Below are 15,480 nucleotides of genomic sequence, written 5' to 3'. Positions count from 1 at the left end.
AGATTCGAGAAAACCCTTGTGTGTGGCGTACAGCTGATCGGTGCTCAGAGTGCCGATCAGCGCGAGGGGCGACGCAGGGGAGCCCGACGACGGACCTGCTCTGCGGCGCCGATCGAGCCGAGGATCAGCGCGGTCTGCAGGATCAGAGCCTCGCGAGGCCCCGTGGCATCCCAGCCGATGACCTCGCTGACGCGCTTCAAGCGATAGCGCACGGTGTTCGGGTGCACGAACAGCTCTCGGGCGGTCGCCTCGAGCGATCGACCGTTGTCGAGGTAGCTCCAGAGGGTGGTCACGAGATCGGTGGAGTGCGCCTGCAGCGGTCGGTAGATGCGCTCGATCAGTGTCTGCTTGGCGAGCGGATCGCCGGCGAGAGCGCGCTCGGGGAGCAGATCGTCGGCGTCGACAGGCCTCGGCGCGCTGCGCCAGGCGCGGGCGACGGCGAACCCTGCGAGGGCTGCCCGTGCACTCTGACTCGCGTCGACGAGTGCGGCGACCGCCGGGCCGAGCACGACGTAGCCGGGGCCGAACGAGGGCTCGAGACGCGAGGCGATCTCTTCGAAGCCGAGTTCTTCCTCTTCGCCCTCGGCAGGCTCCTGGCCTGCGACACGCGCGCGGCCGATCACGAGCACGAGTCGGGATCCCTGCACGCCGATGAGCACGTCGACCGCGAGCTTGCGCGCTGTGCGACGCACGAGGTCGACGTCGAACTGCGGGGGCGTCGTGCCGACCAGCACAGCGACCTCTCCATGACCGTGCCAGCCCAGCGCGGCGATGCGACTCGGCAGCTCTTCGTCTGCTTCGCCGGTGAGGATGGAGTCGACGACGAGCGCCTCGAGCCTGGCGTCCCACAGGCCGCGAGCCTCGGCGGCTCTGGCGTAGACGTCGGCCGCAGCGAAGGCCACGTCGCGTGAGTAGAGCAGGATCGCCTCTCGGAGATCTGCGCCTCTTCCGGCGACGCGCTCTTCGGTCACCTCGACGGTGACCCGGATGAGCTGGAGAGTCTGCTGCAGGCTGACGCTGCGCAGCAGCTCTCGGGGTGCCGCCGCGAAGATGTCAGCGGCGATCCATGGCGTCGACGTCGGATCCTCGTACCACTGGATGAACGACGTGATGCCCGCCTGAGCCACCAGCCCGACCGCAGAGCGGCGGGCTGGTGGCATGTCGGCGTACCACGGGAGGGTGTCCTCGAGGCGCTTGATGGTCACCGAGGCGATGTCGCCCGATATCCGGCGCAGCCAGGTGAGCGTGGCGGACTTGTCCATGCCGCGCGAAGAGGAACCCGTCACAGATGGCTCAGCTTTCGCCGCCCGCGTTGCCGCTGGTGCCGGCGTTCACGTCGTGCAGGCTGTACTTCCGGATGGCCTGCGCGGCGAGAGAACGGTCGACGACCCCGTCTTCGGCGAGCGACTGCAGCGTGCGGACGACGATCGACGGACCGTCGATCTTGAAGAAGCGGCGGGCGGCTGCACGCGTGTCGGAGAAGCCGAAGCCGTCGGCACCCAGCGTGGCGAAACGCTGCGGGACCCACGGACGGATCTGGTCCTGCACGGCGTGCATGAAGTCGCTGACCGCGACGACCGGACCCTCGGCGCCCTGCAGCTTCTGCGTGAGGTACGCGGTGCGGGGCTCTTCTTCGGGGTGCAGGAAGTTGTGCTCGTCGGCGGCGAGGCCATCGCGGCGCAGCTCGGTCCACGAGGTGACCGACCAGACATCGGCGATCACGCCCCAGTCGTTCTTCAGCAGCTCCTGCGCCTCGAGAGCCCAGGCGAGTCCGACTCCCGATGCGAAGAGCTGGGCACGGGGGCCTTCTCCCTCTCCGACCGACACGCGGTGGATGCCGCGCACGATGCCGTCGACGTCCACGTCCTCGGGCTCAGCGGGCATCACCATGGGCTCGTTGTAGAGCGTGATGTAGTACATGACGTTCGGGTCTTCGTGGTTGCCGCCGTACATGCGCTCGAGACCGGAGCGCATGATGTGCGCGATCTCGTAGCCGTAGGCCGGGTCGTACGAGACCGTCGCCGGGTTGGTGGCGGCGAGCAGGTGCGAGTGGCCGTCGGCGTGCTGCAGGCCTTCACCCGTGAGGGTGGTGCGGCCGGCCGTGGCACCCATGATGAACCCGCGGGCCATCTGGTCGCCGGCGGCCCACTGAGCGTCACCCGTGCGCTGGAAGCCGAACATCGAGTAGAAGAGGTAGACCGGGATCAGCGGCTCGCCGTGCGTGGCATACGAGGTGCCCGCCGCGGTGAACGCCGCGAGGGCGCCCGCCTCGTTGATGCCGACGTGCACGATCTGGCCCTGCGGGCTCTCCTTGTAGGCGAGGAGGAGCTCACGGTCGACCGATGTGTAGTGCTGACCGTTCGGGTTGTAGATCTTCGCCGACGGGAAGTACGCGTCCATTCCGAAGGTGCGAGCCTCGTCGGGGATGATCGGCACGATGCGGTGGCCGAAGTCCTTCGAGCGCAGCAGGTCTTTCAGCAGACGGACGAACGCCATGGTCGTGGCGATCTCCTGCGTGCCGGAGCCCTTCTTGGGCAGGGCGTACGCGGTGTCGTCGGGGAGCGCCAGGCCGACGTGCGTCGAGCGGCGCTCTGGGAGGAAGCCGCCGAGGGCGTTGCGACGCTCGAGCATATACTGGATCGTCTCGTCCTGGGGGCCCGGGTTGTAGTACGGGGGCAGGTACGGGTTCTCCTCGAGCTGTGCATCCGTGATCGGGATGTGCATCGCGTCACGGAACGTCTTGAGGTTGTCCAGCGTCATCTTCTTCATCTGGTGGGTCGCGTTGCGGCCCTCGAAGTGCGGACCGAGGCCGTAGCCCTTGACCGTCTTGGCGAGGATGACGGTGGGCTTGCCCTTGTGCTCGGTCGCGGCCTTGAACGCGGCGTAGACCTTGCGGTAGTCGTGTCCACCGCGCTTGAGGTTCCAGATGTCGTCGTCGGAGTAGTCCTTGACGAGGGCAGCCGCGCGCTCGTCACGACCGAAGAAGTGCTCGCGGACATACGCGCCGGACTCGGCCTTGTACGTCTGGTAGTCACCGTCGGGGGTCACGTTCATCAGGTTGAGCAGCGCGCCCTCGGTGTCGCGGGCGAGCAGGTCGTCCCACTCGCGGCCCCAGACGACCTTGATGACGTTCCAGCCAGCGCCGCGGAAGAACGATTCGAGTTCCTGGACGATCTTGCCGTTGCCGCGCACAGGCCCGTCGAGGCGCTGCAGGTTGCAGTTGACGATGAACGTGAGGTTGTCGAGGCCCTCGTTGGCTGCGACCTGCAGCTGACCGCGGCTCTCGACCTCGTCCATCTCGCCGTCGCCGAGGAAGGCCCAGACGTGGGATTCGGAGGTGTCCTTGATGCCCCGGTTCTCGAGGTACTTGTTCGACATCGCCTGGTAGATGGCGTTGATCGGACCGAGACCCATGGACACGGTCGGGAACTGCCAGTACTCCGGCATCAGACGCGGATGCGGGTAGGAGGGGATGCCGTATGGCGCGTGCGACTTCTCCTGGCGGAATCCGTCGAGCTGGTCTTCGCTCAGGCGGCCCTCGAGGAAGGAGCGGGCATACGTGCCGGGGGAGGCGTGGCCCTGCACGAAGATCTGGTCTCCCCCGCCCGGGTTGTCGAGGCCCTTGAAGAAGTGGTTGAAGCCCACCTCGTAGAGGGCGGCCGACGACGCATAGGTCGAGATGTGGCCGCCGACACCGATGCCGGGGCGCTGAGCGCGGTGCACCGTGATGGCCGCGTTCCAGCGGATCCACGCGCGGTAGCGGCGCTCGACCTCTTCGTCACCCGGGAACTCGGGCTCGTTCTCGGGAGCGATCGTGTTGATGTAGTCCGTGGTCGGGACCATCGGCACACCCAGGTGCAGCTCCTTCGAGCGTTTGAGCAGGCTGAGCATGATCTCGCGGCCACGGCCGTGACCCTTCGCGTCGACGAGCTCGTCGAGCGACTGCTGCCACTCGCCCGTCTCCTCCGGATCGCTGTCGAGGGGGCCCTGGGAATACGGATCCTGGTCGTGCACAGTCACGGGGGAGCCTTTCGTCAAGCTGGCAGGTCATGCCATTGAAACGGGAAGCGACGCGGGCAACCTTGTCGGTTGTACACAACGCGTGCCGCCCTCAGCCTATCCCCCTTCCACGACACCGGTGCGCACCGGGTCATCTGTAGACTGGACGCACCAGGGCCTTTAGCTCAGCTGGTAGAGCGCCACGTTTACACCGTGGATGTCGTCGGTTCGATCCCGGCAGGGCCCACCGTCACACTCGGCGATATGCGAACCGGAGCCGGCCTCGCCCGTGCCAGGCTCGGTGCGAGCGAGAGACCTAGCCTGTCTGGGCGCTCACGAGTACCGTCGATGTATGGGAAGACTGTTCTACGGAGCCGATCAGCCGCCTATTCTGATCGAGGATCGTGCGCTGAGTCACCTCAAGATCGTCCTCGCGACCAAGCTGCGCCGCAATGAGAGCTTCACCCTGTCGTGGATCCACAAAGACGGCGAGGCCCCAGGCCGGTCGACCATCTGGTTGCATCCGTCGATCCCGTTGCGCTTCGTGTTCGACGAGACCGAGGCACCGACTCTGAATCGTCGGTGGATAGAGGAGCTCTCGCAGACGCTCAGCAGCACCGGCGGCGTCTGTCTCACCGACGAGATCATCGATCCGACCGGGGGCGAGACGGAAGCGCCGCACTGAGGGATACGAAACTCATACGCAGGATCTGTGACAGGCGGAATACGCGCGGTCGGGCGACGGTTCCGTCGGCCGATGACCGCTCAGCGTGCGGTCGGCGGAAGCTTGTCCACGCCGTGCCGACGCGGTCTGTCGGGCTCCGCCGCGGTATCAGGAGAGACGTGTGCGGGTCCGATCGGAGCTCCGGACGTCGGATACTGCGGCTCATCGACCTCGACGGCCTTGTCACGCTCATCGAGCGGAGGCAGATGGTCGAGCGGTTGCTTGATGTCGTCTGGATGGCTCATGATGACAGGCTCCGTCACGGATGGGACGAGCGAACAGGGGCTTGTCATCGAGAGGATGATGTGGTGGGCGCCTGACTCGGCCACGGGCACTCTGCACGGTGTGCTCAGACATGTCAATACCCTGCGAGCGGCGTCGTTGCCTTCCTATTCTGACTGCATGTCCGACCTCACCGGCGCGCCGCTGACGCTCGCGTGGCCGCACGAAGCCGATACACCGTCGCTGTCGCGACGCCCCGTGCGTGCAACGCAGGGAGGAGCGTGATGGGCAGATTCATCTACGAAGGCTCGACCAAGATCGAGATCGAGATCGTGCCCTCAGCCACCTGCAGCTCGTGATCACCGCGAAACTCCGGCGAGCGGAGTCCTTCAGCTTCAGCTGGCGCGAGGATCAGAGCATCGGGGGAGGCCGCACGACGGTGTGGCTCCATCCGAGCAGTGCGCTCGTCTATCGGTTCCTCGGCAGTAGGCAGCCCTCGATAAATCGGCGGTGGGTCGACGCGCTCGCATCCACTGCGAACAGCCCCACCGGGCTGTACCTGGTCGCAGAGCCGGACGACCTGTCGTCGGGAGAGAAGCTCGGCGTGCCCGCCGACCTGTGATCGATCGTGATGATCCTGATGACGATCCGAGAGCGGAGAGAAAGGCACGAGAATCGCCACGTCTCGTCGCCCCGACTCCGGTAACCTCATGCCCATGGCCACCGCAACGACGCAGTCTCCCAAACGTGAGGCATTCGGATCTCGGAACGTCTTCATCCTCTCCGCGATCGGCTCCGCCGTCGGATTGGGGAACATCTGGAGATTCCCGTACGTCGCGTACGAGGGTGGTGGCGGAGCCTTCCTCATCCCGTATCTCTGCGCGCTGCTGACCGCCGGCATCCCGCTGCTGTTCTTCGACTACGCGATCGGTCACCGGTTCCGCGGTTCCGCGCCGCTGGCCTTCCGCCGGATGCACCGCAGGGCGGAGCCGCTCGGCTGGTGGCAGGTGCTCATCTGCGTGATCATCGCGGTCTACTACGCGGTCATCATCGCGTGGGCCGCCATGTACACCTGGTTCTCCGCTCAGCTGACCTGGGGACCGGGCAACGAGAACGACTTCTTCTTCATCGACTTCCTGCGGTCGGCCGATGTCGCCGAGGTCGGCGTCTCGACCGAGTTCGTACCTCAGGTCGGGCTGCCCCTCGTCGCGGTCTGGCTGATCGTCATCGTGATCATGGCTCTGGGCGTCAAGCGGGGCATCGGTCGGGCCAACATGATCCTGATGCCGCTGCTGACGGTGATGTTCGCGATCCTCGTGGTGCAGTCGCTGTTCCTGCCGGGCGCCATGGACGGTCTGAACGCCTTCTTCACCCCCAACTGGGAGGCGCTGGGCAACCCTGCCGTCTGGGCATCGGCGTACGGCCACATCTTCTTCTCACTGTCGGTCGCCTTCGGCATCATGGTGACGTACTCGTCGTACCTCAAGCGCAAGACCGACCTCACCGGCTCCGGCCTGGTGGTCGCCTTCGCGAACTCCGGTTTCGAGATCCTCGCGGGCATCGGCGTGTTCGCCGCACTGGGCTTCATGGCGCAGGCGCAGGGCACCGAGGTCGCGGGAGTCGCGTCGTCGGGCATCGGCCTGGCGTTCATCGCGTTCCCGACGATCGTCTCGCAGGCGACCGGTGGCTCGATCATCGGCGTCCTGTTCTTCGGAGCGCTGGTGTTCGCGGGTATCACCTCGCTCATCTCGATCCTCGAGGTCATCGTCGCAGCCCTCCAGGACAAGCTCGGCTGGGCGCGCATCCGCACGACCCTCACGGTGTCGATTCCGCTCGCGATCGTCTCATTGGCCCTCTTCTCGACGACCACCGCTCTGTCGGTCCTCGATACGGCAGATGCGTTCGTCAACGCCTTCGGCATCATGGCCGTCGCGCTCGTGGCCGTGATCGTCGTGGCCTGGCTGCTGCACAAGCTGCCGACGCTCGTCGATCACCTCGATCGTCGTTCGAGTTTCCGGGTGGGTCGGGTCTGGATGCTGCTCGTGGGCGCGCTCGCGCCGCTGGTGCTCGGCTACCTGCTCGTCACCGAACTGATCTCGAAGATCTCCGAGCCGTACGGCGGCTACCCCGGATGGTTCCTCGCCGTCTTCGGATGGGGCATGGTCATCGCACTCGTCGCGCTCGCACTGCTGCTGTCGGCCCTGCCCTGGAGCGGTCGCTCGCATGCCAAGGACGACCCCGAATATGACGAGTTCCTCGCCAAGGAGGACTACGAGCCGGATGCCGAGACGGCGTCGATCACGACGGTGCCGACCTCGGAGCCCCGCACGACGGAGAAGGGAGCGGGCGCATGACCACGACAGCGATCGTCATGATGATCATCGCGATGGTCACGATCTGGGGCGGACTCATCGCCGCAGTCGTGAACCTCGCGCGTCACCCCGAGGCCGCGGACTCGGAGCCCGCCCCGCCCGTAGAGCTCTGAGTGTGGGAGACGGAGGCGGCTGCCGCCTCCGTCTTACCCGGACGAGGAGCGGGAATCAACCCGCTCCTCCCGTTCCTCGATGCTGACTACTTTCTCTTTCAGAAGCACTGTCGACGAAAGAGGAGCCCATGTGCAGGACGCGGCCGCGATTCGATATCGACGAGTGGAGCATCGGTGCCGACGGCATCGACATCGAGAACCTCGCCCACGAGGAGTCCGTCTTCGGACTCTCGAACGGCCATGTGGGCTGGCGCGGAAACCTCGACGAGGGCGACCCGCGCGGGGTCGCGGGCAGCTACCTCAACGGCCTGTTCGAAGAGCACCCCATGCCGTACGCCGAAGAGGGGTACGGATATCCCGAATGCGGGCAGAGCGTGATCAACGCCTCCAACGGCCAACTCATCCGGCTGACGGTCGGCGACGAGCCGTTCGACGTCCGCCGGGGAACGCTCGAGTCGCACACCCGTCGTCTGGACTTCCGCGCGGGGACGCTCGAACGCGAGGTCGAGTGGACCAGTCCCGTCGGTGGGCGCGTCCGGATCCGCTCGACGAGGATCGTCTCGTTCACGCACCGCTCCGTCGCGGCGGTGCGGTACAGAGTGCAGGCGCTCGATGCTCCGGCCGAGGTGACCATCGTGTCCGAGCTGCTCGCGAACGAGCCTCTGCCGATCACCCACGACGACCCCCGCGTTCAGGAGCTCCTGAGCGAGCCGCTCGAGGAGGTGGTCTCCGCCGCCGACGGGGGAGCCGCAACCCTCGTGCACCGCACCAGGAAGAGCGGACTCACCACCGCGGTCGCGATGGAACATCGCGTGAGCGGTCTCGCCGGAAGCGAGCCGAGTGTCGAGACGGACGTCGATGCCGAAGGCGACCGCGCACGCACCACGGTTCGCGCATCTCTGGGCGCAGGGGAGACGCTGGAGATCGTCAAGATGGTCGGCCACGAGTTCTCGTCCGACCTCTCGACTGCAGCGCTGCGCGACAGAGCGGAGACCGCGGTCGGAGACGCGCTGCGTGCCGGTTGGGAGACTGTTGTCGCTGAACAGCGGGCTCGGCTGGACGAGTTCTGGGAGTGCGCCGACGTGCGCCTCGAGGGGCCACCGCGGCTTCAGCAGGCTGTGCGATTCGCGCTCTTCCAGGTGTTCCAGGCGTCCGTGCGCATGGAGCTGCGCTCCGTGCCGGGAAAGGGGCTGACGGGGTCGGGCTACGAAGGACACACCTTCTGGGACTTCGAGGCGTTCGTGCTCCCGGTTCTCACTTCCACCCTCCCGCACGCCGCCGAGCAGGCGCTGCGGTGGCGGCATTCCGTGCTCGACCGCGCTCGTGCCCGGGCGAAGCAGCTGCACCTGACGGGCGCCGCTCTGCCGTGGAGAACCATCGACGGCAGAGAGTCGTCCGGCTACTGGCCCGCCAGCACGGCCGCGTTCCACATCAACGCCGATGTGGCGGGAGCGGTTCTGCACTACGTGAGGGCCACGGGCGACGTCGTATTCGAGCGAGAGGTAGGCCTTGAGATCCTCGCCGAGACCGCGCGCCTGTGGGTCTCTCTCGGTCGCTGGGATACGCACGGCGGTTTTCACATCGACGGCGTGACGGGCCCCGACGAGTACTCCGCGATCGCGAATGACAACGTGTTCACGAACCTCGCAGCCCAGAAGAACCTGCGAGGGGCGGCGGCCGCTGCCCGACGGCATTCGGATGTCGCGTCGGAGCTCGAGATCGCAGACGACGAGATCGCGAGGTGGGAACTCGCAGCCTCGTCGATGACCGTTCCGTTCGACGCCGAGCGGGGCGTGCACCCGCAATCCGCCGGTTTCACCGACCTCGAACCGTGGGACTTCGAGTCGACGACACCGGACGAGTATCTGCTGCACGACCATTTTCCGTACTTCGATCTCTACCGCAAGCAGGTGGTGAAGCAGGCCGACCTGGTGCTCGCCCTCTTCTTCTCGCACGAGGCGTTCACCGCGGAGCAGAAGGCGCGTGCGTTCGACTACTACGAGGCGGTCACGGTACGGGACTCATCGCTGTCTGCGGCGGCGCAGGCCGTGGTCGCCGCAGAGGTCGGCCACCTCGATCTCGCGCTCGACTACCTCGCCGAGGTCGCGACACTCGATCTCGACGACCTTCATGGCAACACCGGTCAGGGGCTTCATGTCGCCGCTCTCGCGGGGGTCTGGACGGCCATCACCGCCGGCTTCGGGGGGATGCGCGACAGTGACAGCGGCATGCGATTCCGCCCGCGTCTTCCGCCCGAGATCGACAGGCTCGAGTTCGGGGTGCGCATCCACGGATGCATCCTCCGCGTAGACGTAGGCCAGGCGGAGGTCACCTACCGGCTCGCCTCGGGTGACCCGCTCACCATCACCCACTACGACGAGCAGGTGACGCTCGACGCCGGACATCCCGTCACCAGCGGTATTCCACCACTGCAGTCGCGCGGGCCGCGGCCCCAGCAGCCTCGAGGGCGAGCGCCACGACCGGCTCTCGAGGCGTTCACCGTCTGACCGGCACTGAGAGAGAGGAGACAATCATGTCGGGTTCGTCTATTGGTCGCGCATCGATGCGCATGGCGTTCTGGTCATGGACGCTCATCATCGTCGTCGGGCTGGCGACCATGATCGCCCTGCCTCTGATGGGAAGGTGAACGAGATGCGTCGCTTCGTCAGAGATGGGGGACTCAGCCTCGTCTTCCTCGCGATCTTCGCGTTCAGCCTGATCGGGCAGTCGATCGCGGGACACGCCTACAACAACCAGGAGCTGGCTCAGCACGGCCTGCCACCGGAGACGTGGATCGACTACGTCGTATCTGCGGAGTTCTGGAATCGCACATTGCAGAACTGGCAGTCGGAGTTCCTCGCCGTCGGCGCAATGGTCGCCTTCTCGATCTATCTGCGGCAGCGCGGCTCGAGCGAGTCGAAGCCCGTCGGCGTGCCCCATCACGTGAGCAGCGTCGAGTCCGATTAGCGAGGGAAGTGCTCCGGCTCAGCTCGCTAGTGCTGATCGGCGCTCCACCGCAGCCGACCCAGACCGCCGATCACGAGGGTGACCCTTCCGTCGTCGCGCAGACAGGTCAGCAGTGTACGACCGCATCCGCGGCAGAGGAGGATGACTCCCGCGGGATCGAGCTCGGCGATCGCATCGGCGAGCTCGGCTTCCCGGTCGCAGTGCGCGCATGCCGCTCGCGCGGTGGTCATGTCCCTGCCGAAGAGCTCGAGCAGCATCCCGCCTGCGGCGTTGCCGTCGACTCTCGTGCGATGGCCGGGGTGGGCAGCGTTCATCAGGCACCTCCGAAGCGCTCTGTGCGGATCCGTTCGGGCGGATGCCCTGCCGCGACGAGCAGGTCTGCGACCGCCTCGACGAAGCCCGTCGGCCCGCAGACATAGACCGAAGGGTGCTCTGTGGCGGGGATGGTCGAGCTCGCGATCGTCGCGGCATCCACCCTGCCGGCTGGTCGGGCGGAGCCTGTCGGAGCCGATCGGCTGTATGCCCAGTCGACGAAGAAGGCGCCGTCGGCGAGGTCGTCGAGTTCGCCTGCGTAGAACGCGTCGCCGGCCGAGCGCACCGCGTACAGCAATCGCATCGGTGCCGAGCTGCCTGCACGCGCATGCTGCCTCGCCATCGCGACGAGCGGAACGATCCCAGACCCGCCGGCGATCAGCTGCACGGGCTCCGTCTGAGCGGAGGTCCACACGAAGTAGGCGCCGATCGGACCACGGACCTCCAGCTCGTCTCCCGCGCGCACATCCTCGACGAGATACGGAGAGACCTCTCCCTCGGGCACCTCATCGACGGCGAGCTCGAGCAGGTCGCCGTCACCGGACGATGCGAGGGAGTACGACCTGACCGCCTGATACCCGTCTTCTGCGGTCAGGCGCAGATCGACGTGCTGACCCGCCAGATTCCCCGGCCACCCGTCGACCCGCAGCTGAAGTACGCGACCGTGGGGTGTGGGGTTCCGCGTCTCGACGACTCTGGCGACCAGCCACAGCGGTGCGGAAGTCACCAGTAGCGCTCCTCTTTCCAGGGATCTCCGTACATGTTGTAGCCGTTCTGCTCCCAGAATCCTGGTTCGTCGTTCTCGAGCAGGTCCAGACCGTGCACCCACTTGGCGGACTTCCAGAAGTAGAGGTGGGGGACGAGCAGCCGTGCGGGTCCGCCGTGCTCTGCCTCGAGCGGCTGGCCCTCGAACTCGAACGCGATCCACGCCTTGCCGTCAGTGAGGTCGGCACGAGGAACGTTCGTCGTGTATCCGCCGTACGAGAACACCCGCGTGAAATCGCCGTCTCCCGCATCCTGCAGCAGGTGATCGAGCGAGACTCCCCGCCACTGGGTCCCGAGCTTCGACCAACGGGTCACGCAGTGGATGTCTGTCGTGATGGTGTCGATGGGGAGCGCCTGCAGCTCGTCCCACGACCAGGTGCGGCGGATGCCGTCGAGACCGACCACGGCGAACTCCCACGAGTCGGTGGAGACGCGCGGCGTCGGCCCCGCCGAGAGCACAGGGAAGTCCTCGGTGAGGTACTGGCCCGGGGGGAGGCGGTCGTCCGACTCACGTCGCCGTGCTCCGAAACCGCGGGAGATCACACCCATGATCGTCTTCTTTCGTTCGGTCGGAGCGGGCTCCCGACTCCGTTCGCGGGAGGCACCTGCCGTGTGGGACCGATTCTAGGGCGACTGCGGATCGGCGCGCCTTAATCATTTTTTACTCATAAACGTGTGCTTCGTGCTAGCTTCACTCGTAAAACAGTTGTTCAAGCCACGGAGTCACATTGCTGAGTAGTTTCGCTGTTTCTGCTGATTCCACTCAGCCTGACGACATTCCCGCCTCGCCCGAGAAGCTGGCGCGCGACAACATGCCGCTCGCGACCTTCCTGGCTGTGGAGAAGGCAAGATCGGCGACGCACGTCGACCTCGACGATCTGCTCTCCGCCGCGCGCCTGGGCCTCGCCCGCGCCGCGATGTCATATGACCCGGCGCGCGGCATTCCGTTCGGCGCCTTCGCGAGCAGTCAGATCAACTGGGCGATGCTGTCGGAGATGCGTCGAGCAGACCCGGCCGGCGAACGCAGTCGCGACAAGATCGAACGCGTGCGGGTCGCCGCCGAGACCGTGCTCGCGCGCACCGGCCGCGTCGCGACCACCGCGGAACTCGCACGAGAGTCGGGATTCACGGTCGAGGTCGTGGCCGAGATGATGAAGCTCGACGAGATGGTGCGGACCGCGACCAGCTTCGAGGAGCACTTCGACGTCGAGACCGGGCGTCAGGCAGCCGACCTCACCGACAGTGTCATCCTGCCCGAGCACGCGGTCGAGCAGTCGGAGATGCGGGCCATGGTGAATCGCGTCATCGACGCGCTGCCGGCGGCGATGCGGCAGGTCGTCCGCGGGATCTACCTCGAAGACCGGATGGTCAAGGACATCGCCGAAGAGCTCGAGGTCAGCCACGCGTACGTGTCGAAGGTCCGCTCGCGCGGTCTCGCCCTGATGCGCGAGGCCATGGAGGCCTGGGAGAACGGCACGACAGGCGACCGATCGACCAAGGCGCGCGCGGAGTTCTTCGAGACCCTGTTCGGCCCGATCCGCGTCGAGACCCGCGACCGGTCGAGCGAGCTCCTCGCCGCCGTGTGACACGACCGCCCGAATCTTCTCCGCCGGTGGTTACGTAGGCGGCGCATGTCGCGAATGTCGGTTGTGCAGGCCCACGGATGGGCCCGCGTCCAGCCCCATAACCACGGAGGAATTCTCATGGGTCTTCAGATCGCAACCAACGTCGGTGCACTCAACGCGTACCGCAACCTCTCTGTCAACCAGAACGACGTCTCGAAGTCGCTCGAGAAGCTCTCGAGCGGTCTGCGCATCAACCGCGCTGCCGATGACGCCGCCGGCCTCGCCATCTCCGAGGGCCTGCGGTCGCAGGTCAACGGCCTGAACGTCGCAGCCCGCAACGCTCAGGACGGCATCTCGGTCATCCAGACCGCAGAAGGCGCGCTCACCGAGGTCCACTCGATCCTGCAGCGCGTTCGTGACCTCGCCGTCCAGGCCGGTAACGACTCGAACAACGTCGACTCGCGCGACGCCATCAAGACCGAGATCGACGCTCTGGGTGACGAGCTCACCCGTGTCGCCGAAAGCACGAACTTCAACGGCATCAAGCTGCTCGACGGCACCTCAGCCGACCTGACGTTCCAGGTCGGTGCCGGCTCGGTCGGAGCCGAGGACCAGATCACGGTCGCGCTGACCGACTTCTCCGGCCTCGGTGACCGCATCAAGGCGCTGGGTGTCGCTGACTCGGATGTTGCTCTCACCACGATCGCCGCCGTCGACGCCGAGATCACGGGCGTTTCGACAGCTCGTGCGGGGCTCGGTGCCTCGCAGAACCGCTTCGAGTCGACGATCAACTCGCTGCAGGTCTCGGCCGAGAACCTGGCCGCAGCGAAGAGCCGCATCGCGGACACCGACATGGCGGCCGAGATGGTCAAGTACACCGCCTCGAACATCCTGCAGCAGGCCGGCACCGCCATGCTCGCGCAGGCGAACCAGTCGGGCCAGGGCGTCCTGCAGCTTCTCCGTTGAGTCGCTGCGCCTGAGGCGCATCAGGCGCCCGGGCGGAGTCACCTCCGTTCGGGCGCCTTCCTGTAGGACCCCCCGACCACACCGCACGGAAGACGACCGGGATGAAACTCGACGGACTCGTATCAGGGCTCAAGACCGAAGAGCTCATCAAAGCGCTCATGGACGTCTCGGCGATCCCGAAGACGCTCATCACGAACAAGATCGCGGACCGCAACTCGATCATCACGAACCTGCAGTCGCTCAACACGACGCTGCAGGAGCTCGTCGCCAAGGCCAAGACCGCCGCGGCACCCTCCTCCCTTGCCTCGTTCACGGCCTCCTCGTCGTCCGAGACCGTCACGGTGACGGCCGGCGCGAAAGCCACCGCGTTCTCGACGGACATCGTGGTCGATGCCGTCGCCACGTCGCACTCCATCGTCACGGCTTCCGGAGGATCCACGGCGTGGGGCGGTGCCTTCACTCTCGTCGGCTCAGACGGCGAGGCGATCGAGGTCACCCCGCTCGGCACCGGGCCGCAGGATCTCGCGAAGGCGATCAACGCCTCGAAGGCCGGAGTCAGTGCCACCGTCGTCCCGGCAGGAACGGATGCCGACGGCAAGCCGCTGTCGCGCATCCAGCTCACCTCCATCGAGACCGGTGCGGCCGGTGAGTTCACCGTGCACAGGGGCACGGCGGCCGACGTCGCCGCAGGCACCTCGACGGATCTCGGCGCCGAGCCCGGTGCCGCCGTCATCACCCAGGGGGCGGACGCCCGCATCCGTCTGTTCGCCGGGACCAGCGCAGAGCAGACGCTGAACAGCGCCAGCAACACGATCAGCGTGGGGGAGGGCATCGAGGTCACGGTCACGAAGCCCAGTGCTGATCCTGTGACCGTGACTGTGGCTCGGGATGCGAAGAAGCAGACCACGACCGCCGAGACGTATGTCAAGGAGATCGCCGCACTGCTGACCCGCATCGACAACGGATCGAAGGCGACGGTCGGAGAAGTGGGCGAGTCCACCACGCTCGGCGTGTTCACCGGAGACAGCACCGTTCGCAACCTCCGCGGCGCTCTCGCGAACGCGATGCAGCATCCGGTCGACGGAGTCTCGCCGTCGACGATCGGAATCTCGATCAGCGACAAGGGCGTGCTCTCGTTCGATGCCGAGAAGTTCGGCAAGGCCCTCGCCGAGGACCCAGAGAAGACTCAGGAGCTCTTCTCGGCGATCGCCGGACGCGTCGAAGGCGTCACCGATCAGTACTCCGACAAGTACGACGGGCTGCTCACTCAGCGCATCACGGGTCAGGAGACCGAGGTCAAGACTCTCAAGACCCAGGTCGAGCGATGGGACGTCCGGCTGGAGCAGAGGCAGGCGACGCTCGAGCGCACCTATGCGCAGCTCGAGGTCCAGCTGTCGAAGCTGCAGTCGCAGTCGTCGTGGCTCACTTCGCAGCTCGCAGGCCTCAACAACACGACGACGTCGTGACCTGAGCAC

The 15,480-nt window shown here is 66.4% G+C and carries 15 protein-coding genes and 1 tRNA gene; 10 read left to right on the top strand and 6 right to left on the bottom strand.

Going from position 1 to position 15,480, the window contains the following annotated elements; genetic code table 11:
• Nucleotides 1–56: 56 nt before the first annotated feature.
• Together FIV50_RS09740 and aceE are read right to left on the bottom strand one after the other, a co-directional pair.
• On the bottom strand, nucleotides 57–1,262 hold the full coding sequence (locus tag FIV50_RS09740; protein WP_140037263.1) for a PucR family transcriptional regulator: 1,206 nt from the start codon (nucleotides 1,260–1,262) through the stop codon (nucleotides 57–59).
• A 31-nt stretch (nucleotides 1,263–1,293) separates the two neighbouring features.
• A complete protein-coding gene (aceE, locus tag FIV50_RS09735) occupies nucleotides 1,294–4,020 on the bottom strand; it encodes a pyruvate dehydrogenase (acetyl-transferring), homodimeric type (RefSeq protein ID WP_140037262.1) in 2,727 nt (908 codons plus the stop codon).
• Nucleotides 4,021–4,173: 153 nt separating this feature from the next.
• On the opposite strand from aceE, the gene FIV50_RS09730 reads away from it, so the two are divergent.
• A tRNA-Val gene (locus FIV50_RS09730) sits at nucleotides 4,174–4,246 on the top strand.
• Between the two features lie 105 nt (nucleotides 4,247–4,351).
• Nucleotides 4,352–4,684 (top strand): DUF7882 family protein, encoded by a 333-nt coding sequence (locus FIV50_RS09725; protein ID WP_140037261.1) that lies wholly within the window; start codon nucleotides 4,352–4,354, stop codon nucleotides 4,682–4,684.
• Nucleotides 4,685–4,764: 80 nt separating this feature from the next.
• On the opposite strand, the gene FIV50_RS09720 is transcribed toward FIV50_RS09725, so the two are convergent.
• Entirely contained in the window at nucleotides 4,765–4,968 is a 204-nt protein-coding gene (locus FIV50_RS09720; RefSeq protein ID WP_140037260.1) for a hypothetical protein, read from the bottom strand.
• A gap of 332 nt (nucleotides 4,969–5,300) precedes the next feature.
• Here FIV50_RS09720 and FIV50_RS09715 point away from each other — a divergent pair, with 332 nt between their 5' ends.
• The 5 genes from FIV50_RS09715 (at nucleotide 5,301) to FIV50_RS17660 (ending at nucleotide 10,397) form a co-directional block, all read left to right on the top strand.
• Entirely contained in the window at nucleotides 5,301–5,567 is a 267-nt protein-coding gene (locus tag FIV50_RS09715) for a DUF7882 family protein (protein WP_308810372.1), read from the top strand.
• A 94-nt stretch (nucleotides 5,568–5,661) separates the two neighbouring features.
• Nucleotides 5,662–7,299: a sodium-dependent transporter gene (locus tag FIV50_RS09710; RefSeq protein ID WP_140037259.1), complete on the top strand. Its 1,638-nt coding sequence runs from the start codon at nucleotides 5,662–5,664 to the stop codon at nucleotides 7,297–7,299.
• The gene (locus FIV50_RS09705) at nucleotides 7,296–7,430 is read left to right on the top strand and encodes a methionine/alanine import family NSS transporter small subunit (RefSeq protein ID WP_082297825.1); all 135 of its coding nucleotides are present in this window, start codon (nucleotides 7,296–7,298) and stop codon (nucleotides 7,428–7,430) included. The genes FIV50_RS09710 and FIV50_RS09705 overlap by 4 nt, the downstream gene beginning before the upstream one ends.
• A gap of 128 nt (nucleotides 7,431–7,558) precedes the next feature.
• Nucleotides 7,559–9,937 (top strand): glycoside hydrolase family 65 protein, encoded by a 2,379-nt coding sequence (locus FIV50_RS09700; protein WP_140037258.1) that lies wholly within the window; start codon nucleotides 7,559–7,561, stop codon nucleotides 9,935–9,937.
• Nucleotides 9,938–10,082: 145 nt separating this feature from the next.
• Nucleotides 10,083–10,397 carry a DUF6766 family protein gene (locus FIV50_RS17660; protein WP_181164191.1) on the top strand — a complete coding sequence of 105 codons (315 nt, stop codon included), beginning with the start codon at nucleotides 10,083–10,085 and terminating at the stop codon, nucleotides 10,395–10,397.
• A 26-nt stretch (nucleotides 10,398–10,423) separates the two neighbouring features.
• Here FIV50_RS17660 and FIV50_RS09690 read toward each other — a convergent pair whose 3' ends face one another.
• Genes FIV50_RS09690 through FIV50_RS09680 form a run of 3 tightly spaced genes read right to left on the bottom strand, consistent with a single transcriptional unit; the run spans nucleotide 10,424 to nucleotide 12,023 of the window.
• Entirely contained in the window at nucleotides 10,424–10,711 is a 288-nt protein-coding gene (locus tag FIV50_RS09690) for a DUF6510 family protein (RefSeq protein ID WP_140037257.1), read from the bottom strand.
• A complete protein-coding gene (locus FIV50_RS09685; protein ID WP_140037256.1) occupies nucleotides 10,711–11,436 on the bottom strand; it encodes a ferredoxin reductase in 726 nt (241 codons plus the stop codon). The genes FIV50_RS09690 and FIV50_RS09685 overlap by 1 nt, the downstream gene beginning before the upstream one ends.
• On the bottom strand, nucleotides 11,433–12,023 hold the full coding sequence (locus FIV50_RS09680; RefSeq protein ID WP_140037255.1) for a sulfite oxidase-like oxidoreductase: 591 nt from the start codon (nucleotides 12,021–12,023) through the stop codon (nucleotides 11,433–11,435). Before FIV50_RS09680 ends, FIV50_RS09685 begins: the two co-directional genes overlap by 4 nt.
• Before the next feature lie 179 nt (nucleotides 12,024–12,202).
• On the opposite strand from FIV50_RS09680, the gene FIV50_RS09675 reads away from it, so the two are divergent.
• The 3 genes from FIV50_RS09675 (at nucleotide 12,203) to fliD (ending at nucleotide 15,471) form a co-directional block, all read left to right on the top strand.
• On the top strand, nucleotides 12,203–13,060 hold the full coding sequence (locus FIV50_RS09675) for a sigma-70 family RNA polymerase sigma factor (RefSeq protein WP_258184207.1): 858 nt from the start codon (nucleotides 12,203–12,205) through the stop codon (nucleotides 13,058–13,060).
• 117 nt (nucleotides 13,061–13,177) lie between these two features.
• Nucleotides 13,178–14,005: a flagellin N-terminal helical domain-containing protein gene (locus tag FIV50_RS09670; RefSeq protein WP_140037253.1), complete on the top strand. Its 828-nt coding sequence runs from the start codon at nucleotides 13,178–13,180 to the stop codon at nucleotides 14,003–14,005.
• A 101-nt stretch (nucleotides 14,006–14,106) separates the two neighbouring features.
• Nucleotides 14,107–15,471, top strand: a complete 1,365-nt coding sequence (gene fliD, locus FIV50_RS09665) for a flagellar filament capping protein FliD (RefSeq protein WP_140037252.1) — start codon at nucleotides 14,107–14,109, stop codon at nucleotides 15,469–15,471.
• Nucleotides 15,472–15,480 lie beyond the last annotated feature (9 nt).

The sequence above is a fragment of the Microbacterium foliorum genome (genome assembly GCF_006385575.1).
Classification (GTDB): Bacteria; Actinomycetota; Actinomycetes; order Actinomycetales; family Microbacteriaceae; genus Microbacterium; species Microbacterium foliorum_B.
Note: the sequence above shows the minus strand (reverse complement) of the source record. Positions and strands in the feature narration are given on the sequence as shown.